The organism is Pedobacter sp. AC190 (assembly GCF_979258025.1).
The window spans coordinates 2,256,234-2,280,522 of record NZ_OZ409824.1 but is presented as its reverse complement, the minus strand read 5'-3'; the positions used below and the strand labels follow the sequence as shown (position 1 = coordinate 2,280,522).

The following is a 24,289-nucleotide window of genomic DNA, read 5'->3' as shown; positions in this document are numbered from 1 at the left end:
TCCGTGGCAAAAATAATTTAATTAATCAAATTCTCTGCGGCTAAAACATTTTCAGTTTTTCGCATTTCTTTCGCCGCTTCAACCATCTCAATCAGTGCTTTTTTGGTTTCATCCCAACCGCGTGTTTTTAAGCCGCAATCAGGGTTTACCCAAAGCTGTTCTGATGGAATTACAGCCTTTGCTTTTTTAAGCAACGTAATCATTTCTTCGCGTTTGGGCACTCTTGGCGAATGAATATCATATACACCTGGACCAATCTCGTTAGGATATTTAAAATCTGCAAAAGCATCTAAAAGTTCCATTTGCGAACGTGATGTTTCAATTGTGATTACATCTGCATCCATATCGGCAATATTTTGAATAATATCGTTAAACTCAGAATAACACATGTGCGTATGAATCTGCGTTTCATCAGCTACACCTGCAGCAGAGATTTTGAAAGCATTAACAGCCCAATTTAAATATGCCTGCCAATCTGCTTTTCGCAAAGGCAACCCTTCTCTAATTGCAGGTTCATCAATCTGAATAATCTTAATTCCTGCTTTTTCCAGGTCGCAAACTTCATCACGAATGGACAAAGCAATTTGCATACATGTAACCGAACGCGGTTGATCGTTACGAACAAACGACCATTGCAAAATAGTAACTGGGCCCGTTAGCATGCCTTTCATGTATTTTGAAGTAAGCGATTGCGCATAGGCGGTCCATTTTACGGTCATAGCTTGTGGACGAGAAACATCGCCAAAAATAATTGGTGGTTTAACGCAGCGAGAGCCATAACTTTGCACCCAGCCGTTTTTAGAAAAAGCAAAGCCATCCAGCTGCTCTCCAAAATATTCAACCATATCGTTACGCTCAAATTCGCCATGAACCAATACATCCAAATCGATTTCTTCTTGCCATTTTACAGCTTTAGCGGTTTCTTCGGCAATTAAGGTATTGTATTCATCGGCCGAAAATGTTCCGTTTTTAAACTTTGCTCTCCAACTTCTAACTTCGGCTGTTTGCGGAAACGAACCAATCGTTGTGGTAGCATAAGCAGGTAATTTTAAAGCTTGTTGCTTAATTTTTCTTAAAGCGAACGGACTTAAACGATCCGCATCTCCTGCTTTAAGTTGTTCAACCCTTTGTTTAACTTCAGGATTATGAATTAGAACAGAGCTTTTGCGATTGGCTGTTGCTTTTTTATTGGCTTCGAATTTTTGCAGGGTAGATGCAGGGCTTCCGTTTGTGGCAAGTTTTTTTAGCGTTACAACTTCGGCAACTTTCTGTTTAGCAAAAGCTAACCATTGCTTAATCTCTGCCGAAAGATTTTGTTCGTTCGTTTCGTTGTCTAAATCAACAGGAGAATGAATTAGTGAACATGATGGTGCAACCCAAACACGTTCTTTACCTAATTTATCAACTGCCGAATTGATGATTTCTAAGGAGTTTTCAAAATCATTTTTCCAGATATTACGGCCATCAACTATACCAACAGAAAGAATTGTTTTTTCATTTAATGTAGAAATTATTTCGTCTAATTGATTTGGCGCTCTTACTAAATCAACATGTAAAACATCAATAGGTAAAGAAGTTGTTAAAGCTAAATTATTACCTAAGCCTTCGAAATAGGTAGCCAAAATAATTTTCAGTTTTGGAAACGATTTTCTGATTTGTTTGTAAGTATAATTGTAAGCTTCTTTTTCCTTTTCAGATAAATCAAGGGTTAAAAATGGCTCGTCGAACTGAATATATTCAACGCCTAGGGAATCTAACCGCGTTAAAATATCAAGATAAACAGGAAGCAGATTTCTAATTAAATCAATTTTTTCGAAACCAGCTTCTTTTTCTTTTCCAAGCAATAGGTAAGAAACAGGGCCGATTAAAACAGGTTTTGTTGTAATTCCTAACTGTTTGGCTTCATAAAACTCATCGATAATTTTTGTAGAGAAAAGTTTAAATGGCTGATCTTTGTAAAACTCAGGCACAATGTAATGGTAGTTGGTATCAAACCATTTTGTCATTTCCATCGCTACAACATCAAGGCCATCTTTTTGATAACCTCGGGCCATAGCGAAGTACAAATCAAGCTCAGAATTTCCTTTTCTTAAAATAACTTCGTTATATCTTTTTGGGATAGCGCCGAAAGTTAAAGAATGGTCTAAAACCTGGTCATAAAAAGAGAAATCATTAGAAGGAATAACATCAACTCCTACCTCTTTTTGTAGTTGCCAATTTTCTTGGCGAATGTTTTTTCCAACCTGAAGTACGTTTTTGTACCCGGTTTTGTCTGCCCAATAGTTTTCGCAGATTTTTTTTAGTTCTCGGTGGCTACCAATACGCGGGTAGCCCAGATTTTGCGTTAGCATTTCTTTTAAAGATTAAGTAAATAAATCGTTAAAAGCCCTTTAAGCTATATTTTACAATGATTTTTGATAAAAATAAAAGGAAAGGTTTGTGCACAAAAAATCTTCTTCGCAGCCGGAAGGCTCAAAGCAAAACCAAATAAAACGGTTAATTTTATTGTACAAATCAGACCTGACCAATTGCTCTTTAACGCGAAAGCATTGTCAATTCGATATTTGGCAGGTCTCCTGACTTATCCTCAAATTATCGCCTTCCCATTCCGTTACTGGTACAGTGGCATTATTGATAATTTGTTGTCTTTTTAAAAAAAGACAGGATTTACAGTTGCGCGACAGTTCGTGATTTACACACGATTCCCTTTTAATCTACAGCTAAGTAAAACCAATATCGGTTTGATGAAAAAATAAAGTTAAGAACTTACATCAAAGGCAAATGTATGCAATATGAAGCAGGAATTTTAACGAATTTAGGTTTTTTGTGATTTAACGGCCTTTTGAAAATAACCTTTAACTGTAACAAATTTACAGCAAGGATATTAACACCATATTTCTGTTATATATTTGATATCAACCAACCAAACTTTCCTGAATATGATAAAAAACTACTTTAAAAAGTTGTGCGTGGCTTTTTTAATCTTAAGTAGCACGCTTGCTATTGCACAAGAAATCCCTAGCCCTAAATCTCACTTTGGATTTAATATTGGAGATGATTACCAGCTTGCAACATATACCCAAACTGAGGCTTATTTTAAAAAACTAGCCGAAACTTCGAAAAGGGTTAAGCTTGTAGATATTGGTAAAACCGAAGAAGGCAGAACCCAATATATGATGATTATGTCGTCGCCTGAAAATCTAAAAAAATTAGATAGATATAAAGAGATTTCACAGCAACTGGCGCATGCCGAAATTACACCAGAACAAGCTAAAGCTCTGGCCCAAGAAGGTAAAGCAGTAGTTTGGATTGATGGTGGATTACATGCTAATGAAACTGTTGGCGCACATCAACTTATCCAAACCGCTTACGAATTTGCCTCGAAAACCGATCCAGAAACGTTAAGGATTTTAGATAATGTAATTATTCTGTTTACCCATGCAAATCCCGACGGACAAGAATTGGTGAGCAATTGGTATATGAGAGAAAAAGACCCTAAAAAAAGATCTTTATCTGGCTTGCCAAAACTATACGAAAAGTACGCAGGACATGATAACAACCGCGATTTCTTCATGTTAAATCTTAAAGAAACCCAAAATATGGGTCGTCAGCTTTTTGTAGAGTGGATACCACAAATTATGTACAATCACCACCAGGCAGGCCCTGCCGGAACAGTAGTAGCTGGCCCTCCATACCGTGATCCATTTAACTATGTTTTTGATGCAACCATTTTAACCAGCCTTGATGCTGTGGGTGCGGCAATGCATAATAGAATGAATGTGGAGAACAAAGCGGGATATACACAAAGAGGAGGTTCGGTATATTCTACATGGTATAATGGTGGTTTGCGTACCACAACTTATTTTCATAATATGGTTGGATTGTTGACTGAAATTATCGGTAGCCCAACGCCGTCTGATATTCCTCTAGTTCCATCAAGATTATTACCAAGCGGCGATTCTCCAAATCCAATTACGCCACGCAAATGGTATTTCAAAAACTCAATTGATTATTCTGTTTCGTTAAATTATGCAGTTTTAGGCTATGCACAACGTTACCACGATGAATTGTTGTATAATATTTATCAGATGGGTAAAAACTCAATTGATAGAGGAAAAAAGGACAATTGGTCTTTCTCGCCTAAAAAGATAGATGCTATAAATGCTGCTGCAAAAACCTCAACTTCTGAAGGAGCTAGCGAATTTGGACGAGGTAGAGGCATTATAAGCATGAAAGCTTTTGATACCGTGATGAAAGCGCCTTTGAACCGTGATCCAAGAGGCTATATTTTATCAGCTGATCAACCTGACTTTAATTCGGCTATTAAATTTTTAAACGCTTTAATTAGAACAGGAATTTTGGTTCAAAAAGCTACAGCACCATTTTCTGTTGCCGGTAAAAGTTATCCTGCTGGAAGCTATGTTGTAAAAACCGATCAGGCTTTTCGCCCTCATGTTTTAGATATGTTCGAACCACAAGATCACCCGAATGACTTTAAATATGAAGGTAGTGCTCCAACGCCTCCTTACGATGCTGCAGGCTGGACATTAGCCTATATGATGGATGTAAAATTCGATCGTTTACAAGATGACTTCAACGGACCTTTTGAGCGAATTCCTTTTGGTCAATTATTAAAGCCTGAGAACAAATTAACATCGGGATCGAGCTTTGTTTTGAGTGCTGCTCAAAATGATTCTTACACCGCTGTTAACGATCTTTTAAAAGCAAAAGCAGATGTTTATCGTTCAAATGAAAGTGGCGATTTCTACGTTTCTGCTTCTGGCAATGCAAAAAGTATTTTAGAGAAAGCGAATGTTAAAGTAAAATCGGCCGCTGCACCAAAAAATAAAACTAAAATAGCAGCAGGCAGAATTGCTCTTTGGGATACTTATGGTGGTTCTATGGCATCAGGTTGGGTACGTTGGATGATGGAGCAATACCACTACAATGCAACCGTAATTTATCCTCAAGATATCGATGCAGGCGATTTGAAATCAAAATATGACGTGATCGTATTTGTTGGTGGTGCAATTCCTGCATTGCCAAATGCTGGAGCAGCTGGAAGAGGAGGAGGTTTTAATGCACCAACACCACAAGATATTCCTGATGAATACAAAAAACAAACGGGAAGAATCACTGCAGATAAATCAATTCCACAGATTAAAAAATTCCTTGAAGAAGGTGGTAAAGTGGTAACCATTGGTTCGAGTACAAACCTGGCTTATCATTTACAGTTGCCTGTTCGTAATGCAATGGTCGAAATTGTTAACGGAACAGAAAAACGCTTACCAGATGAAAAATATTATGTTCCAGGTAGTGTGCTTAATGTTGAAGTAGACAGCAAGCAACAAGCAAATTGGGGTATGGAAAAAGAGGCTGATGTTTATTTTGATAACAGCCCTGTATTTAGGCTAACTGGCGATGCAATTGCTGCTGGAAAAATTAAACCTTTAATGTGGTTTAATTCTGCAACCCCTTTGCGTAGTGGCTGGGCTTGGGGGCAAGCTTATTTGCAAGATGGTGTAACAGCTTTCGAAGCTAATATAGGCAAAGGAAAACTTTATGCCTTTGGTCCTGAAATTGCTTTTAGAGCGCAAACGCATGGAACATTTAAGTTGATATTTAATCAGTTATATAAATAACAAAACAACATTTTATAAATCGGCCGCTATCCAAAAAGATAGCGGCTTTTTACTTTCTGCTTACTTTGCTTAAATCCAGATGGGGTAATTTTACATTATGAAAGTAGAAATTTGGTCGGATGTGATGTGTCCGTTTTGCTATATCGGTAAACGTCATTTTGAAAAAGCAATTGAAAAATTGCCATTTAAAAATGAAATTGAAGTAGATTGGAAAAGTTATCAGTTAAATCCTGAGTATCACAACACAAGCAACGAAACGGTTTACGATTACTTATCGAGAAGCAAGGGAATGCCGATTGAGCAAGCTAAACAGATGACGAAACAGGTTTCTGATATGGCTGCTAATGCCGGTTTAACTATCGATTTTGATAAAAATATTCCTGCAAATACTTTCGATGCACATCGGCTAATTCATTTGGCCGCAAAACATGGTTTGCAAGATTTAGCGGAAGAGAAGCTGTTTGAAGCTCACTTTGTGAACAGCAAAAACATTGGAGAATATAATGTTTTGGTTGAACTAGCTATCCAAATTGGTTTAGATAAATCCGAAGCAGAATCTGTTTTAAAAAGCGATCAGTTTGCTGAAGCTGTTCGATATGATGTTTACGAAAGCCAAAATTTGGGTATTCGTGGCGTACCTTATTTTGTAATGGATAGAAAGTATGGTGTTTCTGGCGCACAGCCAGTACAAGCCTTTACGGATGCGTTAACGCAAAGTTTTACAAAGTGGAAAGAAACTCAGCCTAAAACAACATTGACATCATTAAATAAAAACAACGATGCCATTTGTGATGAAAATGGCTGTGAGATATAGACTTCCGTCATTGCGAGGCACGAAGCAATTCTACAACGATCGCAAAAATATCAAAAGCATTAAGATTGCTTCGTGCCTCGCAATGACGACTTTGTGAAATAACTACCTATTCTGATTCTTCAATGGCGTTAGCAAATACTCCAATCCATTGACTCGAATTTCGAACATTGTTGCCATTAAATCACCTAATTTCCCTTTCGGGAAACCTTTATCTTTATACCAAAGCAAATAACTTTCTGGAATGTTGCAAATTAAATAGCCTTTGTATTTACCATAGGGCATCTGCATTTTAACTAAATCGAGCAATAAAGTTGGGTCCATTAATCGATTAATTCTAAAGTTTCAATGGCTTCTTCAACACTGCTAATGTTATCAAAGGCAATACGTAAAGTATTTTTAACCTCTTTTAAATTACACATTCGTGGATGATTTTGAGCAAAAGTTAAAATTTTGGTGAAAGTGTTCGAATCGAAATAGGCCGATTGTTTATCACTTAGAAAATAACCACGCAAACTGTTTTTCTTAAAACTTATTTTTTCGAAACCTAACTTTTTACCCAACCATTGTAGTCGCACAACGCTTAACATAGTTTTCACTTGCGGCGGAACAGGGCCGAAACGATCGGCTAAATGTTTTTCGAAAACAGCTAATTCGGCTTCGTCGCTTAGCTTAGAAAGTTCGGTATATAAGTTATATCGCTCGGTAATATTGGTAATGTAAGCATCAGGAATGTAGAGCTCTAAATCGGTATCAACCTGGGTAAAGCCAACAAACGGACGAGCGGGTTCATTCTCAAACAAACCTTTAAATTCTGCCTCTTTTAGTTCCTGAATGGCTTCATCTAAAATTTTATGATACATTTCAAAGCCAATTTCGGCGATAAAACCGCTTTGTTCGGCACCCAATAAGTTTCCGCTACCGCGGATATCTAAATCTCGCATCGCCACATTAAAGCCACTTCCTAAATCAGAAAACTCTTCAATGGCGCTCAAACGTTTTCTTGCCTCAGAAGTTAAAGTAGAAAGCGGTGGCGATAATAAATAACAGAAAGCTTTTTTATTACTCCTGCCTACGCGACCACGCATTTGGTGCAAATCGCTTAACCCGAACATGTGTGCATGGTTAATGATGATCGTATTTGCATTCGGAATATCCAACCCAGCTTCGATAATGGTGGTTGCAACCAAAACATCTTTTTCGCCATTAATAAAATCAAGCATCACATCTTCCAAAGCATCGCCATCTAACTGGCCGTGTGCAATACCAATTCGTGCTTTAGGAACAAGTTTTTGTATCAGTCCGCCTAACTGCATCAAATCATTTACCCTGTTGTGAATAAAGAAAGCTTGCCCGCCTCTATCCAATTCAAATTGAATTGCTTCCTGGATTAACTTATCATTAAAAACGTGTAATTCTGTATTAACAGGTTGGCGGTTTGGCGGTGGAGTACTGATAATTGATAAATCTCGAGCACCCATTAAGGAAAAGTGTAACGTTCTCGGAATCGGCGTTGCCGTTAAAGTCAAAGTATCAACATTTACCCGTACGGCCTTTAACCTTTCTTTTGCGGTAACGCCAAACTTTTGCTCTTCATCAATAATCATGATGCCAAGGTCTTTAAACTTTACATCTTTGCTAAGTAAACGATGTGTTCCGATTAAAATATCAACTTTCCCCGAAGCGGCTTCGGCCAAAGTATCCTTAATCTGTTTATTTGTTTTAAAACGATTAATATAATCAACCGTAACCGGGAAATCTTTTAATCGAGATGAAAAGGTTTTGAAATGTTGTAAAGCCAAAATAGTAGTTGGCACTAAAATCGCTGCTTGTTTTCCCTCTGCTACAGCTTTAAATGCCGCACGAACAGCTATCTCGGTTTTACCGAAACCAACATCACCACAAACCAAACGGTCCATTGGGTGTGGCGATTCCATATCTTTTTTAACATCTTGAGTAGCTTTCAACTGATCGGGGGTATCCTCGTATATAAATGAAGCTTCGAGTTCAGTTTGCAAATATCCATCAGGAGAAAATGCTGTACCCGCTTGTGTTTTGCGTATCGCATAAAGCTTAATCAAATCACGAGCAATGTCTTTAACTTTTTTTTTTGTAGTTTTTTTGAGCTTATCCCAGGCGTCGGTACCTAGTTTATTCATTTTCGGTATGCCACTTTCTTTGCCGCTGTATTTTGCAATGCGATTTAATGAGTTAATGTTTACGTAAAGCAAATCATTATCTGCATAAATCAGGCGAATCATTTCTTGGGTTTTTCCGTTTACTTCAACCTTTTCCAATCCAGCATATTTTCCAATGCCATGATCGATATGGGTTACGTAATCGCCCGATTTTAGTTCACGTAAATCTTTAAGGGTAATGGCCTGACTTTTCTGGTAGCCTTTTTTGAGTTTGTATTTATAGTAACGATCAAAAATTTGATGATCGGTGTAAAAAGCCGTTTGAATTTGAGGATCAATAAAACCCTCTCTCAACATGCTGTTAATCGGTGTAAACTTCGCGGTTTTATCAATGTCGTCTAAAATGGCGTACAAACGCTCAATTTGCTTTGGCGAATCAGTAAAAATGAAGTTAATAATTCCAGCCTTTTCGTTTTCTTTTAAGTTATGAATAAGGAGGTTAAAATCTTTGTTAAATGATGGCTGCGGTTTAGTTTCAAACTCGAAACGATTATCTGTTTGATAAAAAAACTGTTTACCAAACTCAATTATCGGAAAATCCTGTAAGTGATCGCCAAGTAATTTCTCATCAGTAAAAGCGAATTTGGGGTCAATCCACTCTGGGTTTTGTGTTTTATCAGCAGTCGATAAAGCTTTCCAAAGCTCTACGGCTTTTTTAAATCCAGCCTTAATTATGTCAAGTGTAAACTCTACATCTTTAAACCAGAGTTGTGTATCTTGATCGATATAATCTAAAATACTGATGTTGCTTTCCGTTAAAAACTTTGCCTGCACATTCGGTACAATGGTAAGCGATTTTACATCCGCAACCGAAAGCTGACTTTCGATTTCGAAACTACGAATGCTTTCTACCTCATCGCCAAAAAACTCAATTCGGTAAGGTAAATCCGAAGAAAAAGAAAAAATATCTACAATACCACCACGAATAGAAAATTGCCCAGGCTCATAAACAAAATCTCTTCGGTCGAAATCATAATCAATTAAAAATTCATTTATAAAATCGATGCCGAGTTTTGCGCCAAGACTAATTTCGAGCGTATTTTTTTCTAAAGCAGAACGATCAATAACTTTCTCTGCAATAGCTTCTGGATATGAAACTACAATTTTGCCATACTCCGAATCATGATTCAATTCGTTTAAAACTTCGGCACGAGCTAATACATTAGCCGTATCAACCTGTGTAAAATCGAAAGATTTTCTGTAAGAAGAAGGAAATAATAAAACCTGTTTATCTAAAATACCTTCTAAATCAGATTGAAAATATGATGCCTCTTCCCGATCAGGTAAAACGAAAAGTAAAGGCTTATGAAGCAAGAAGTATGATGAAAGTGCCACTACAGCATCAGCAGAACCCACCAAACCCTTCAATTGTATCTTTGGGTTTTTGGTGCTGTTTAACGCTTTGGTAAACTCAGTTACCCTGTCGTCGGTTTTGTATCGGTTTATTAAATCGCGAATGTTCAAGGTGCAAAAATAAGCTTATCTTTTATATTTAACGGTAAAGTTATGTAAAGGTTTTTTTAAGTTTCATCTATTTTGGCTTAGTTAAATGTTGTTATTTAGTTTGGTTATCTTGGCTGCCGAAAACGCAATTCATAATTTCTTAGATTTATAAAGCCGCTTGGTCGAAATATTTGTGCCTTTCGTCGAGTAAAAGGATATTTGCGTAACAATGGGCTCTTTAAAGCCTCTAAACAATATAAAAAGCAAAAGAGATGAAAAACATTAAAAGCTTTCCACTAGAACTTGTTTTCTGGGTTACGGCTTTAGTGTTGTTAGCAACGGCAAACACACATCAGCATCACTTTACACTTTGTCCGCTAGCCAATTTAGGCTTCGAGCAGTGGTGTCCAGGATGCGGTTTAGGAAGATCGATAAGCTACATTTTTCATGGCGAATTTGCCGAAAGTTTTTCAGCACATTGGTTTGGCTTTCCTGCTTTAATAATTATAGGATACAGAATATTTGCACTAATAAAATACATAACAAATAAAAAATACTCAACATTAAACACATAAAATCATGGATATATTTCAATCACCCTTTATGTCGTTACCAGGTATAACGCCAGAAGAATACTCATACTTACAACAAGCAACAACAGGTTTAAATGAGCAACAATTGCGTAATTTCTTGATGGTTTATAGTAGCAAAAGAAAAAACCCGTCAGATATGTTGATATTCTGTTTAATCGGATTGTTTGTTGTGCCAGGCTTACAAAGATTTATCATCGGTCAAATTGGGATGGGCATATTGTACCTGTTCACAATCGGATTGTGTTTTATCGGTTCAATCGTAGATATTGTTAACCATAAAAACCTGGCTTACGAATATAACCAGAAAATGGCCTTCGAAAGCCTGCAAATGGTAAGAATGGGTGGGTTTCAATAAATTTTTAGAAAAGCAAAAACAATACACTTTTTAAGCGTTTGTCCTGCTATACATTACAAGTCCGCACCCGATGAAGAATCGGGTTTGCGGGCTTTTCATTTCTATCAGGGTTAAAAAAGTAAGGCTTTGTAGTTTTTGGGTTGGTTTTTCCACCTATTAAAACCAGGTTGTTGACTTTAGTTTTCGATTATAATAAGGTATTCTAAAAGTTCAGAGCGGACACAAGTTTTAACTATCGGTCGGTGCCTCACCGACCGAAACTAAAAAAAAGTTAATGGTTTCATTTCAAACAAAAACTTGAAATTATATATCTTTATAGCATGAGATTATCAGAAATAACAAACTACCTTGAAAGTATAGCGCCATTAAATTATCAGGAAGATTACGATAATTCTGGTTTAATCGTCGGCGATCCGAATATGGAAGTTAGGGCTGCTTTAGTGGCTTTAGATTGTGTAGAAAAAATTGTTGATGAAGCAATTTCTACAGGCTGTAATCTCATAATCACGCATCACCCAATCGTTTTTAAAGGGTTAAAAAAGCTTAACGGTAAAAGTTATGTAGAGCGGGTGGTGTTAAAAGCAATTAAAAATAATGTTGCCTTATATGCCATACATACCAATTTGGATAGCGTACATACGGGTGTAAATGCGAAAATTTGTGAAAAGCTTGGATTAAGCGGCATAAAAGTACTTTCACCAAAATCGGGCTTGTTAAAAAAGCTGGTTACTTTTTGCCCGCAGGCACAGGCAGAACAATTGCGTTCGGCTTTATTTTATGCGGGCGCTGGCAATATTGGTAATTATAGCGAGGCCAGTTTTAATGCCGAAGGCTTCGGAACTTTTAAAGCGAATGAAAACGCAAATCCTTTTGTTGGCGAAAAGGGTGCACAACATCACGAGTCTGAATTAAGGATAGAAGTTGTTTTTCCAGTACAAGCCGAACGAAAAATTTTACTGGCTTTGTTCGAAAACCATCCGTACGAAGAAGTAGCTTACGATATTTATAAACTCGAAAATAAACATCAACAAGTTGGTTCTGGTATGTTAGGCTGGTTGGAATACGATATGGAAGCTTACGATTTTCTGCACATGGTAAAAGACAGAATGCAGGCTAAAGTTGTTCGTTACACATCCGTTCTTCCAAAAAGAATAAAAAAAGTTGCCGTTTGTGGTGGTTCTGGTAGTTTTCTTTTAAAAGAAGCAATTGCTGCCGGAGCTGATGCTTTTATCACTGCAGATTTTAAATATCACGAGTTTTTCGACGCAGAAGAAAAAATAATGATTGCCGACATCGGACACTTTGAAACTGAACAATTTACATCAAATTTATTGGTTGAAATTATTCAGAAAAAATTTACTAACTTTGCAATCCGTTTAACGGAGCAAAATACAAACCCCATAAATTACTTGTTTTAATGGAACAAACCGTAGAACAAAAGCTAAAAGCTTTATACGAATTACAAAATATCCACACGAAAATTGATAAAATTCGCCAAGTACGTGGTGAGTTACCAATGGAAGTTGCCGATTTGGAGGATGATGTTTTAGGATTAGAAACTAGAATTTCAAAAATCAAAGGCGAACTTGATGATCTTGAGGATTCAATCGTAACCCGTAAAAACACAATCAAAGATGCACAAGCTGCAATCAAAAGATACGATACTCAATTAAAGGAAGTTAAAAACAACCGTGAATACGATGCTTTAACTAAAGAAATTGAGATTCAAGGTTTAGATATTCAGGTTTCTGAAAAGAAAATTAAAGAACACGGTTTTGAAATCACTTCTAAAACTGAAATCTTTGAAGCTGCTAAAGCTGAATTGGATGGCAGAAAGAAAGATTTAGAAATTAAAAAAGGAGAATTAGATGTAATTACATCTGAAACTGAAAAAGAAGAACAAGATTTACAAAAGAAAGCCGATAAATCAGAGCCTCAAATAGAGGAACGTTTATTAGTTGCTTACAAACGTTTACGCAAAAATGCGGTAAATGGTTTAGCTGTTGTAACCATCGACCGTGATTCTTGCTCAGGTTGTTTCAATCAAATTCCACCTCAACGTCAATTAGATATTCGTCAACGTAAAAAAATTATCGTTTGCGAACACTGTGGTCGTATTTTGGTTGATGAGGCTTTAACTCAAGAAGTAGCAGAAGCTTAATCGACAATTAAAATTACTTATAAAAGCGGTCGCGAATATTTTCGTAACCGCTTTTTGTTTTATACCAAAATAAACGAAGCGTAGTGTTTTTACGTTAATTGGAGAATGTTATTTATTTGAGGTACAGTATTTGTGTGCTTTTTAAATATTATCAATCCGATTACGAATTATAAAATGATTAAAAGCTTACGATTTATTGCCGCTTTTCTGCTCTTCGCTTTCCTAACTCCTCTATCTTCTTTCGCCAACTTTGATTTTAACGCCAATTGTTTAAATGCTTATAAAAGCATTTTCGAGTTAAAATTAGGAAATGCCAAAGCTTATATATCAACCGAAAAAAAACTTCGACCTAATAATGCTATTATTCCTTTATTAGAGAATTATGTAGATTACTTTACATTAATCACATCTGAAAATAAGGCTGATTTTGATCGATTGAAAGGAAATAAATCATCAAGATTAGATAAAATAAGTGATGATGATAAATCTTCACCGTATTACTTATATGCTCAGGCAGAAATAAACCTGCAATGGGCGTTAATAAGAGGTCGATACGGCGAATATTTTAATGCAGCAATGGAAATACGTAAGGCGAATAATATGCTGCAGGACAACGCTAAAAAATTTCCAAATTTTCCGCTTAATGCCAAAGGTTTGGGTTTAATAAATGCAGTACTAGGAAACTTGCCAGATGGAGCTCTAAAAAGCACATTGGCCACATTTGGTATTCGCGGAAATCTTCAAAACGGATTAAATATGTTCGAGAAACTTGCTGATAACCTACCGAAGTCTACCTACGAGCCGTTTTATGATGAAGTTGTTTTCTACTATGCCTACGTATTAACGGATGTTGCTCATAGTTCTTCAGCTTATTCGAAAACCATAAAATACACCGAACGCATTGCAGATAGTAGTCTTTTGAAATCCTATCTTCAAAGTTACGTGTGTATCAAAACCGCACACAATGACGAGGCCATTAACATTTTAGCTAAAAAGCCCGAAGGCGCAACTTATCAATCTTTTCCTTATTTGGATTATCTTGAAGGAATTGCACATTTAAATAAGCTCGATTTGAATGCAGCTACACATTTTAATCGTTTTTTGCAGACCAATAAGGGCGTTAATTATATTAAAGACACAAACCTTCATCTTGGTTGGATTTCGCTCTTAAAAGGAGATAAATCGGGATATACAAGCTATATAGCAAAAGCAACTAATTCAGGTTACACTTATAATGAAAAGGATAAGCAAGCCCAGAACGAAGCTTCGGCCCCTGTTCCACCAACAGATTTGCTAAAAGCCAGACTTTTATTTGATGGAGGTTACTTAACAAGAGCGGCCCAGGTTCTTGATGATAAAAAAACAGCCGATTACAATACAGATAAGGATAAAACGGAGTTTAATTACAGAATGGGACGAATTTATGATGATTTAGGTAAAGATGATCAAGCACTTACTTATTATCAATCAACTATAAATCAAGGCCGAAATTTAAAGTACTATTTCGCAGCAAACGCTGCTTTGCAAATGGGCAAGGTTTACGAGAAAAAGAATAATAAAGTAAAAGCTAAAGAAGCCTTCAATACCGCAATCGGCATGAAAAATCATGAATACGAAAACAGTATTGAAAGCCAGGCAAAGGCTGGTTTAAGAAGATTAAACTAAGCCTTGTTAAAATCTATATACAAAAGCGTTAATGTGCATACCTGCTCCTACGGAAGCAAAAACAGCAACATCGCCTTTTTTAACTTTATAGCCTTTAACTTGCTCTTTTAAAACTAAATCTAATAACGTTGGAACTGTAGCCACCGAACTATTACCGAGCCAGCTGATGGTCATTGGAACCAGGTTTTCTGGAACGGTATCTAAACCATAAAGTTTAAATAAACGTTTCATTATAGCAGTATCCATTTTGCCGTTAGCTTGATGAACGAAAACAATATTTACATCTTCAACAGATAAACCCGCTTTGTCAATTGCTTTTTTAATTACTTGAGGAACCTGAACAACAGCAAACTCGTAAAGCTTACGTCCGTTCATTTTTAAATAGTAATTGCCACTGGTTTCTTCTGGATGAGAACCTTTGCCCATGATTAAAAGGTTGCCATAATTTACAGCATGAGTTTCTGTTTTATGAGCTAAGATTCCGTTTTTATTTTCTGATGAAACACCTTCAAAAATTACAGCACCAGCACCATCTGAAAATATCATACTGTCCCGATCATGCGGATCGATAATACGCGAAAGCGTTTCTGCGCCAATAACCAATACGCGTTTAGCATCGCCACTTTTTATAAAATAATCTGCCTGAATAGCACCTTGAACCCAACCAGGACATCCGAAAATAATATCGTAAGCAACACAATCAGGGTTATTAATGCCTAATTGTTGCTTAACTTTAGATGCGAGTGATGGCAGAATATCAATTCGATTACTGTTTAATGGAATATCGCCAAAGTTGTGGCAAAATATAATATAATCTAATGTTTCCTTATCTATACCCGAATTTTCGATTGCTTTTTCAGCAGCTTTTGCTCCGATATGATTACTTAATTGATCAGGACAGGCGTAGCGTCTTTCTACAATTTCAGTTATTTCTGAGAATTTATGGATAATCTCAGAATTTTCTTTTTCTAAAAGATTTCCGTTTTCAAAAAAAGTTGAATTTAAAAATTCATTACCAGAAATAATATTTTCAGGAATATAGCTTCCTGTACCGATAATTACTGTATTTATTGTTGCGCTCATAATTATGATACCGCATACTAAAACGGTATGTAGTATAAAACTATGGTTAATAAATTAGAAATGGAAATAAATTCGTTTTTAGCTAGAGATTATTTTTAATCACAAAATTTAAAAACCCGCTTTTTTTATCAATATTAAGCTTTTGAATCATGTTTTTTCGGCTCGTATCGACTGTAAAAATACTAATATAACCTACAACTAAACCTATAGTATTGTAAAATATAAAGTTGTAATTCCTAAATCATCAAAAACATAATTTAAAATACCGAGTAATAATATAAGCATGGTAATTAAATAGTGCCGGGCATTTTATAACCATTAATTATCCTTTTTATTGTGCATATTGATTTAAAGCTTTATTGATGATAGCTCAACTAAAATCATCCACCAAAAACACAAATAATTCTTTTGGTCCGTGAGCGCCTAGTACTAATGTTTTCTCAATATCGGCGGTTCGACTTGGCCCCGTTATGTTGCTAATCATCGATGGGATTTGGTTGCCGTATTTATTTTTAAGCAGCTGAAAAGCATCTTTTAAATCTAAAACCAATTGGCTTGTTCTAGCAATAACGATATGATGGTGTGGAAAAATGCTTAACCTTCTGCCTGCGGCACCTTCATTTGTAACCATTACACTGCCATTTCTGGCAATTAATGCTTCGCACATGGTAATGCCAACTTCAGCCTGTTCAAAATCTTTATCCGTTTGGTAAAATGGAAATTCGTATTTCGATAAAAACTCTTGTAACTCTGGTTCCCAGCAATAAATTTTGCGCCATTTAAATCGATCGGCAAGTTGAAGCATATTTTCGATAAAATCGATTCCATCTTCACAAAAAATAAAATTGCCCGATATCGCTGTTAGTTGCTCTGCAAATAAAACCTCAAGCTCATCTACATTTTTTTTATACAACGAACTATCTTCTAAGTTTGGATAAGGGTTTTCACGCTTTTCTAAAAGTGCTTTCCTTATCTTTTTTAGTATCTGTTCTTTCGCGGTTGTATTATCCTTCATCACTTAAAAAAATAAAACCTCGGATTTTTTACACCCGAGGTTTCAAATATATTAATATCCTTTAATATTTATTCTTTTTCAGAACTAGGGTTTAAACCTGCAGCATCTTGATTAAGATCAGGACTGCTAACGCCATCGTGAACTAAACCTTCAGCAGCTGGAGATTGATCGCCAGTTCCATTTACAAACTCATCGTAAGTTGTACGTGTATCGAACGGGCGTTTGCCTAAAATTTCTTCTAAATCAGCTTGGAATAAAATCTCTTTTTCTAATAATTTCTGCGCCAATTTTTCTAAACCATCTCTCTTATCTGTTAGTAATTGTTTTGTTTTTATATAAACATCGCCAATTAATTTACGAACCTCAACATCTATTAGCTCTGAAGTTTTTTCTGAGTATGGTTTGTTAAAATTGTATTCATTTTGAGGATCGTGGAAAGAAACATTTCCAACCGCTTCGTTCATACCATAAATACTAACCATCGCATAAGATAACTTAGTAATTCGCTCTAAATCGTTTTGAGCACCTGTCGAAATTTTACCAAAGGTAATATCTTCTGCAACACGGCCGCCCATAGTCATACACATACCGTCAATTAATTGCTCTGTTGTGTACAAGAATTGTTCTTTAGGTAAATATTGTGCATAACCTAAAGCAGCAACACCACGCGGAACGATAGAAACTTTAACTAAAGGATCTGCATGTTCCAGGAACCAGCCTGCAATTGCGTGACCAGCTTCGTGGTAAGCAACGATTCGTTTCTCTTCTGGCGAAATGATTTTGTTTTTCTTCTCTAAACCACCAATTACACGGTCAATAGCGTCTTGAAAATCTTGCATATCGACAGATTCTTTGTTTCTACGAGCAGCAATTAACGCAGCCTCGTTACAAACATTGGCAATTTCGGCTCCAGCAAAACCTGGTGTTTGAGCTGATAATTTTTTAGCATCAACCTCGGCAGAAGTTTTAATTGGTTTTAAGTGTACATTAAAAATATGTTCACGGCCAACTAAATCTGGTTTATCGATTGAAATTTGTCTGTCGAAACGACCTGGGCGCAATAATGCAGAATCCAATACATCAGGACGGTTAGTTGCTGCAAGAATGATAATTCCCGAATCCGTTCCGAAACCATCCATTTCAACCAATAACTGATTTAATGTGTTTTCACGCTCATCGTTACCACCCATCACACTATTTTTGCCACGAGCACGGCCAATCGCATCCACCTCATCAATAAAAATGATACATGGTGCCTTATCTTTTGCTTGTTTAAACAAATCACGTACACGTGATGCACCAACTCCCACAAACATTTCCACAAAATCAGAACCTGATAATGAGAAGAACGGAACCTGAGCCTCACCTGCAACAGCTTTTGCTAATAACGTTTTACCAGTACCTGGAGAACCAACAAGCAATGCGCCTTTTGGAATTTTACCACCAAGGTTTGTGTATTTTTTTGGGTTTTTAAGAAAATCTACAATTTCCATAACCTCTTGTTTAGCTTCTTCTAAACCTGCAACATCGTTAAAAGTAATATTAACCTGGCTTTCTTTATCAAATAAGGTTGCTTTGGATTTTCCAATACTGAAAATCTGACCGCCACCACCAGCACCACCACCCATACGGCGCATCATAAATATCCAGAAACCGATTAACAATAAAACTGGCAGAATAATACTTAAAAACCAGCTTGCTAAAGGATTATTTCTTGTTGTTGGTTGCGCTAAAATTCTCGAACCTTCGGGGATATTTTTCTGAGAATCAGATAAAAGCTTGTCTAATGCATCTGGCGAGCCCGCAACAAAATAAACAGTAGGCCCTGTGTTTGCATTAAAGTTGCTGGTGTTTTTGTATGTTTTGTATTCTGGTTTGTTGAGGCTATCTTTTTTTATGTAAACCTCTGCCTTTACAATATCGTCAGATTTATATGAGATGATTTTCTCTACATCGCCTTTAAGCAACATCTGCGTTTCAAAAGTTCTGTAAGAAACTTCCTTACTTCCATCAGAAGTTAAGAAATAATTGCCTGCAACAATAGCTAGTATAATCGCGGCATAAACCCAAAAAATATTAAACTTAGTGCCCTTTTGAGGCTTTTTAGGAATGTTTGGTAATTTCTTCCCAGGTTTTTTGTTTTCGTTTGTATTTTGATTATCGTTCATTTGTCTTTTTCAAAAGGTTTGGTTTGGCTATGCGCTTTTATAATTTGTGCTTTCAGCGTCGCCCCATAATTCTTCAATGCCATAGAAGTGGCGCTTTTCGGTTTTAAAAATGTGCACAACCACATCAAAATAATCTAAAATTATCCAGTCGGCAGATTCAAAACCCTCTTTATGTCGTGGGTCTGCTTGTGTGGCTTTGTATATCTCTTTTTCTACACTATCGGCAATAGCTTTTACTTGCGTTGCCGAATTGGCGCTCGCAATAATAAAATAATCAGCCACAGATGTATGAATATTTTTTAGATCCAACCGCACTATATCTTCTCCTTTTTTTTCTTGTATGCCATGTACGGCCAACTCAGAAAGGTATGTAGAAAGGGCTACTATATTCTTTTTTACCATTAAAATGCTTTAATTTTGGAATTACAATAAAATAAATTCAACACTTGCAAAATAACACTTTTTCGACACTATTTGTTGGTCAAAATTTTATCAAATTAAAAGAAGTTGATTCTACTAATAATTATTTAAAGAATTTGGCTTCAAATTCCGAGCCATTACCCGAAGGCACTGTAATTATGGCAGATCATCAATTTGCGGGAAGAGGGCAGCAAGAAAGTGTTTGGCAAACCGTCCCAGGGGAAAATATCAGTGCAAGTATTTATTTAAAACCGTCGTTTTTACCGCTAAATAAGCAATTTTTCTTAAATATGGCTGTTAGTTTAGCGGTGGCAGAAGCACTATCATCTTTTCTTCCTCATCCTGTTAAGGTAAAATGGCCGAACGATATTTATTACAATAGAAAGAAACTTGGTGGCATACTTATCGAAAATACACTGACAGGTTCTACCATAAAATCTGCAGTGGTTGGCATTGGTTTAAACATTAACCAAGAGGAGTTTACCAACGACTTGGCCGAAAAAGCAACATCTTTATATCAAATTTTACATAAACAAGTAGATTTAGAGCTTGTTATGGCAAAAATATTCGTTTATATGGAAAAATACTATCTAAATTTGAAATCAGAACGATACAGTATTTTGCAAAAAAGCTACCTCAACAGGCTTTTGAATTTTAATACTGTTGCGACATATCTTCGGAATGGTCAGGTTTTTGAAGGTATTATAAAAGGAGTTGAAGATAGTGGTTTATTAATTATGGAGGTAGATCAAGAAACCACAACTTTTAACTTTAAGGAAATAGAATACATACACACAAAATAAACACACAATGAAAAAAATCACCTTAGTATTGTCAATGGTACTCTTTACCATTGCTGGCGCATTTGCCCAAATAGAAAAGCCAGTAACCTGGTCTTATGTAGCAAAAAAGGTTAATAAAACCGAAGCGGTTTTATATTTAAAGGCATCAATCGATAGTAAATGGCATATTTACTCTCAAAATGTTAAAAGTGGTGGGCCAGTTAAAACAACTTTTGCTTTTTCTCCATCGAAAGATTTTAGCCTAGTTGGAAAAACAACAGAACCTAAAGCAATTGTGAAATACGAAGATACTTTTAAAATGAATGTTAGTTATTTTGAAAACCAAGTTATTTTTCAGCAGAAAATAAAACTAAACAAGGGTACTACTATTGTAAAGGGTAGAGTAGAGTTTATGACTTGTAATGATAGACAATGTCTTCCACCAGAAGAGGTTGAATTTAGCATCCCTGTTAAGTAACTGAAATTAAAATATTTATAAAGAGTCCCAAATTATTTGGGACTCTTTCTTTTTAAAGTAAAATCTACGTTTCGAATAGGTTTAAAGACCAAGCCTTTATAAAATTATTCTTAATTTCACCGCCTCAAAACACACAAATGAAAAAGGTTTTAATTTTATTACTGATGGCGGCCATGTTTATTGCATTGCCAGCTGTTAAAAGCTATGCCGCTGTAGCTCAAGATACAACGGCAACGGCTCCCCCCGAGGATCTTGTATTTACAGAAGTAGGATCTGCCCAAGATAGTGCAGCCAATAATGCGATAAAAGATTCTATATCAAAAGACACAACCGCGGCAACCGCCGTTGTTGCAAAAACACAACCAACAGAAGGAGGTTCGAATACATTGCTTTCTATTTTCGCCGCAGGTTTTATTGCGGGTCTAATAGCTTTCTTACTTCCGTGTATATTTCCAATGGTGCCTTTAACCGTAAGTTATTTTACCAAAAGAGCAGAAACTAAGGGTAAAGGTATTCAAGGTGCAATAATATATGGCGTTTCTATCATCGTGATTTATGTAGTGTTAGGTCTACTAATCACCGTAATTTTTGGCGCAAGTGCTTTAAATGAATTGGCTACCGACGGATTTTTTAATGTATTTATCTTCCTTATACTTTTAATTTTTGGTATATCGTTTTTAGGTGCATTTGAAATTACTTTACCAAGTTCTTTCGTTAATAAAATGGACTCGAAATCTGATTCTAAAGGATTAACAGGCATCTTTTTTATGGCTGCCACTTTAGCAGTTGTTTCATTTTCATGTACTGGGCCATTAATCGGAACACTTTTAGTTACTGTAGGACAAACTGGTGGATTTTTAGCGCCAATCATGGGTATGTTCGGCTTCTCACTCGCTTTAGCATTAATATTTGTTGTATTTGCCATTTTCCCTAGTTGGATGACTTCACTTCCTAAATCTGGTGGTTGGTTAAATGCAGTTAAAGTAGTTTTGGGTTTAATAGAAATTGCTTTGGCATTGAAATTTTTATCAACAGCAGATTTGGCTTATCACTGGGGAATTTTAGATAGAGAAGTATTTATCGCAATTTGGATTGTAATTGCCTTCATTTTAGGTTTTTATTTGTTAGGTAAAATTAAATTCTCTCATGATAGCGATTTGCCATATATATCAATTCCAAGATTGTTTTTAGGTGGAGCAGCATTTGTATTTGCATTTTATTTAATGCCTGGACTATGGGGCGCACCATTAAAAGCAGTTAGTGCATTAGTTCCACCCCTATCTACTCAAGATTTTGTAATCGGTCAGGAAGGTAACTCTGGTAATCAAACAGCTTCATCAAAACATTCTAAAAGAAAATATTCAGAATTCTTGCATATTCCACATAACATCGATGGTTTCTTCGATTATGAAGAAGCTTTAGCTTATGCAAAAGAAGTTAAAAAACCATTATTTTTAGATTTTACAGGTCACGGCTGCGTTAATTGTCGCGAAATGGAAGCAAGAGTTTGGTCTGATGCTCGAGTGCTTAAAAAATTAAAGGAAGATTACATCGTTGTATCCTTATATACCGATGATAAAACAGCTTTGCCAGAGAGTGAGCAATTCGATTCGAAGGTTTTAGAAACTAAAGTTAATACCGTAGGGAAAAAGTTTAAACACTTACAAGCCGAAAGATTTAATACAATTTCGCAACCTTATTATGTACTTTTGGGTACCAACGAAAAAGAATTAGTTTCGCCTCCAATCGGGGTAGAATTTAGTATAGAGAAATATTTGCAATATCTGGATAAGGGACTTTCAGAATTTGCTAAGAAACAAACAAATGAATAAGATAAAAAACATTGGTATTTTAACCTCCGGTGGCGATTCGCCGGGCATGAATGCCGCTATTAGGGCCGTTGTTAGAGCCTCAATTTATTACGATATTGAAGTAACAGGATTCCTTCGTGGATATGAAGGCCTTATTAATGATGATTGTATGCCTATGGATCGCAAATCCGTGGCCAATATTATTCAACGTGGTGGTACAATTTTAAAAACTGCCCGTAGTGAAAACTTTAAAACAGTTGAAGGTAGAAAAACAGCCTACGAAAACTTAAAAGCAAGAAAAATAGATGCTTTAATTGTTATCGGTGGAGATGGAACTTTTACTGGTGCAAATGTTTTTGCTCAGGAATACGATTTTCCTATTGTTGGCTTGCCAGGAACAATTGATAACGATTTAGTGGGTACCGATTTTACAATTGGTTACGATTCTGCAATTAATACAGTTATTGATGCGGTTGATAAAATTAGAGATACAGCAGAATCTCACGACAGGCTTTTCATTGTAGAAGTTATGGGTCGAGATTCAGGCCTTATTGCTTTAAGAAGCGGAATTGGTGTTGGCGCCGAGGCCATTCTTATCCCCGAAGCAAATATGGGTGTAGAAGATGTTCTTCATAAATTAGAACATAGCCGTAAAGATAAAGCCTCAAAAATTATTATTGTTGCCGAAGGTGACGATGCAGGAGGAGCCTTTAAGGTTGGCGAAATTTTGCAATCAAAATACCCACATTACGATACAAAAGTTTCGGTTCTTGGCCACATTCAGCGTGGTGGTAAACCAACCTGTATGGATAGGGTTTTAGCAAGTAGATTAGGCGTTTCGGCAGTTGAAGGCCTAATTAAAGGCGAACGAAATGTAATGGCCGGACAGGTTAACAAAGAAATGATTTACACACCATTCGACCATGCAATTAAGCATATCGATGCAGAAAAAGTAAGTTCAACATGGTTAAAACTAATCGATATTCTTTCGTTTTAATCAAATCTCATTATAAAAAAGAAAAGTCATTCTCGCACCAGAATGACTTTCTTTTTTTGCTTAGTTTTCGCGTTAAGCAATATTTTAATCTTCTAAAATAACGGCAGTACCATTCGCACTAACCATCAGCATGCTCCCGCCGCTACCCACAGTTTCATAATCTAAATCTACTCCAACAATAGCATTCGCACCCAAAGCTGCGGCATACTGTTGCATTTCGTTCACAGCCGTGTCTTTTCCCTCACGTAAAACACGCTCGTAAGAACTCGCTCTTCCGCCAACAATATCGGTTATACCTGCAAACAAATCTTTAAAAATATTTGCGCCAATAATAGTTTCACCTGTAACCAGGCCAATATATTTTATAATTTTTCTGCCCTCAACTGTAGGCGTTGTGGTTACTAACATAGTTTCAGTTTTTTTAATATTTAGAATGTGTTTTTTATAAAATGTTACAATTTTTTTTCGAAAAGCAAGGTTATATACTTTTAGCTTTATTTCCTCCCGCTATTCGTTTCAATCTTTTGTTAACGTCAGCCTGATCTCGTCGAAAACTGCATCAAAAGTATTTGCACTACTATCGGGTTTATTCTACGCAGGTTCGTTCAGCTATTTTTGGTTTCCCACCCATCGCCCGAAAATAAATTTATGCAATATGTAAAAGTTT

The 24,289-nt window shown here is 36.2% G+C and carries 19 protein-coding genes and 1 riboswitch; of the genes, 11 read left to right on the top strand and 8 right to left on the bottom strand.

Going from position 1 to position 24,289, the window contains the following annotated elements; genetic code table 11:
- Positions 1-17: 17 nt before the first annotated feature.
- Positions 18-2,351 carry a 5-methyltetrahydropteroyltriglutamate--homocysteine S-methyltransferase gene (gene metE / locus ACZZZI_RS10040; protein ID WP_463489340.1) on the bottom strand — a complete coding sequence of 778 codons (2,334 nt, stop codon included), beginning with the start codon at positions 2,349-2,351 and terminating at the stop codon, positions 18-20.
- Positions 2,352-2,548: 197 nt separating this feature from the next.
- Positions 2,549-2,750: riboswitch (cobalamin riboswitch) on the bottom strand.
- Between the two features lie 189 nt (positions 2,751-2,939).
- On the opposite strand from metE, the gene ACZZZI_RS10035 reads away from it, so the two are divergent.
- On the top strand, positions 2,940-5,642 hold the full coding sequence (locus ACZZZI_RS10035) for a M14 family metallopeptidase (protein WP_463489339.1): 2,703 nt from the start codon (positions 2,940-2,942) through the stop codon (positions 5,640-5,642).
- Between the two features lie 97 nt (positions 5,643-5,739).
- A complete protein-coding gene (locus ACZZZI_RS10030; protein WP_463489338.1) occupies positions 5,740-6,456 on the top strand; it encodes a DsbA family oxidoreductase in 717 nt (238 codons plus the stop codon).
- Positions 6,457-6,558: 102 nt separating this feature from the next.
- Here the strand turns inward: ACZZZI_RS10030 and ACZZZI_RS10025 are convergent, their stop codons facing one another.
- Positions 6,559-6,777, bottom strand: coding sequence for a DUF3820 family protein (locus ACZZZI_RS10025; RefSeq protein ID WP_316754770.1), 219 nt, complete (start codon positions 6,775-6,777; stop codon positions 6,559-6,561).
- The gene (mfd, locus tag ACZZZI_RS10020) at positions 6,777-10,115 is read right to left on the bottom strand and encodes a transcription-repair coupling factor (RefSeq protein WP_463489337.1); all 3,339 of its coding nucleotides are present in this window, start codon (positions 10,113-10,115) and stop codon (positions 6,777-6,779) included. Before mfd ends, ACZZZI_RS10025 begins: the two co-directional genes overlap by 1 nt.
- Positions 10,116-10,366: 251 nt before the next feature.
- Here mfd and ACZZZI_RS10015 point away from each other — a divergent pair, with 251 nt between their 5' ends.
- The 5 genes from ACZZZI_RS10015 to ACZZZI_RS09995 all read left to right on the top strand — a co-directional run bounded on the left by ACZZZI_RS10015 (position 10,367) and on the right by ACZZZI_RS09995 (position 14,868).
- Complete coding sequence (locus tag ACZZZI_RS10015) at positions 10,367-10,669, top strand: DUF2752 domain-containing protein (RefSeq protein ID WP_463489336.1); 303 nt, start codon at positions 10,367-10,369, stop codon at positions 10,667-10,669.
- Positions 10,670-10,673: 4 nt separating this feature from the next.
- Entirely contained in the window at positions 10,674-11,042 is a 369-nt protein-coding gene (locus ACZZZI_RS10010; protein WP_344768376.1) for an NINE protein, read from the top strand.
- 320 nt (positions 11,043-11,362) lie between these two features.
- Positions 11,363-12,460, top strand: a complete 1,098-nt coding sequence (locus ACZZZI_RS10005) for a Nif3-like dinuclear metal center hexameric protein (protein ID WP_424060119.1) — start codon at positions 11,363-11,365, stop codon at positions 12,458-12,460.
- On the top strand, positions 12,460-13,203 hold the full coding sequence (locus ACZZZI_RS10000; protein ID WP_316754758.1) for a zinc ribbon domain-containing protein: 744 nt from the start codon (positions 12,460-12,462) through the stop codon (positions 13,201-13,203). Before ACZZZI_RS10005 ends, ACZZZI_RS10000 begins: the two co-directional genes overlap by 1 nt.
- Before the next feature lie 174 nt (positions 13,204-13,377).
- Positions 13,378-14,868: a tetratricopeptide repeat protein gene (locus ACZZZI_RS09995; protein ID WP_463489335.1), complete on the top strand. Its 1,491-nt coding sequence runs from the start codon at positions 13,378-13,380 to the stop codon at positions 14,866-14,868.
- Positions 14,869-14,874: 6 nt separating this feature from the next.
- Here the strand turns inward: ACZZZI_RS09995 and ACZZZI_RS09990 are convergent, their stop codons facing one another.
- From ACZZZI_RS09990 to rsfS, 4 genes are all read right to left on the bottom strand, one after another.
- Positions 14,875-15,951 carry a 3-oxoacyl-ACP synthase III family protein gene (locus tag ACZZZI_RS09990; RefSeq protein WP_344768383.1) on the bottom strand — a complete coding sequence of 359 codons (1,077 nt, stop codon included), beginning with the start codon at positions 15,949-15,951 and terminating at the stop codon, positions 14,875-14,877.
- Between the two features lie 370 nt (positions 15,952-16,321).
- Entirely contained in the window at positions 16,322-16,966 is a 645-nt protein-coding gene (locus tag ACZZZI_RS09985; RefSeq protein ID WP_316754752.1) for a LutC/YkgG family protein, read from the bottom strand.
- A gap of 68 nt (positions 16,967-17,034) precedes the next feature.
- A complete protein-coding gene (gene ftsH / locus ACZZZI_RS09980; protein WP_424060114.1) occupies positions 17,035-19,134 on the bottom strand; it encodes an ATP-dependent zinc metalloprotease FtsH in 2,100 nt (699 codons plus the stop codon).
- A 27-nt stretch (positions 19,135-19,161) separates the two neighbouring features.
- On the bottom strand, positions 19,162-19,536 hold the full coding sequence (gene rsfS, locus ACZZZI_RS09975) for a ribosome silencing factor (protein WP_344768386.1): 375 nt from the start codon (positions 19,534-19,536) through the stop codon (positions 19,162-19,164).
- A 44-nt stretch (positions 19,537-19,580) separates the two neighbouring features.
- Here rsfS and ACZZZI_RS09970 point away from each other — a divergent pair, with 44 nt between their 5' ends.
- The 4 genes from ACZZZI_RS09970 (at position 19,581) to pfkA (ending at position 23,622) form a co-directional block, all read left to right on the top strand.
- Positions 19,581-20,357 carry a biotin--[acetyl-CoA-carboxylase] ligase gene (locus tag ACZZZI_RS09970; protein ID WP_463489334.1) on the top strand — a complete coding sequence of 259 codons (777 nt, stop codon included), beginning with the start codon at positions 19,581-19,583 and terminating at the stop codon, positions 20,355-20,357.
- Positions 20,358-20,364: 7 nt separating this feature from the next.
- Complete coding sequence (locus ACZZZI_RS09965; RefSeq protein ID WP_316754744.1) at positions 20,365-20,814, top strand: protein-disulfide reductase DsbD domain-containing protein; 450 nt, start codon at positions 20,365-20,367, stop codon at positions 20,812-20,814.
- Between the two features lie 137 nt (positions 20,815-20,951).
- On the top strand, positions 20,952-22,646 hold the full coding sequence (locus ACZZZI_RS09960) for a protein-disulfide reductase DsbD family protein (protein WP_463489333.1): 1,695 nt from the start codon (positions 20,952-20,954) through the stop codon (positions 22,644-22,646).
- On the top strand, positions 22,639-23,622 hold the full coding sequence (pfkA, locus tag ACZZZI_RS09955; protein ID WP_316754739.1) for a 6-phosphofructokinase: 984 nt from the start codon (positions 22,639-22,641) through the stop codon (positions 23,620-23,622). Before ACZZZI_RS09960 ends, pfkA begins: the two co-directional genes overlap by 8 nt.
- Positions 23,623-23,706: 84 nt before the next feature.
- Here pfkA and ACZZZI_RS09950 read toward each other — a convergent pair whose 3' ends face one another.
- Positions 23,707-24,030 (bottom strand): heavy metal-binding domain-containing protein, encoded by a 324-nt coding sequence (locus ACZZZI_RS09950; RefSeq protein WP_316754736.1) that lies wholly within the window; start codon positions 24,028-24,030, stop codon positions 23,707-23,709.
- Positions 24,031-24,289 lie beyond the last annotated feature (259 nt).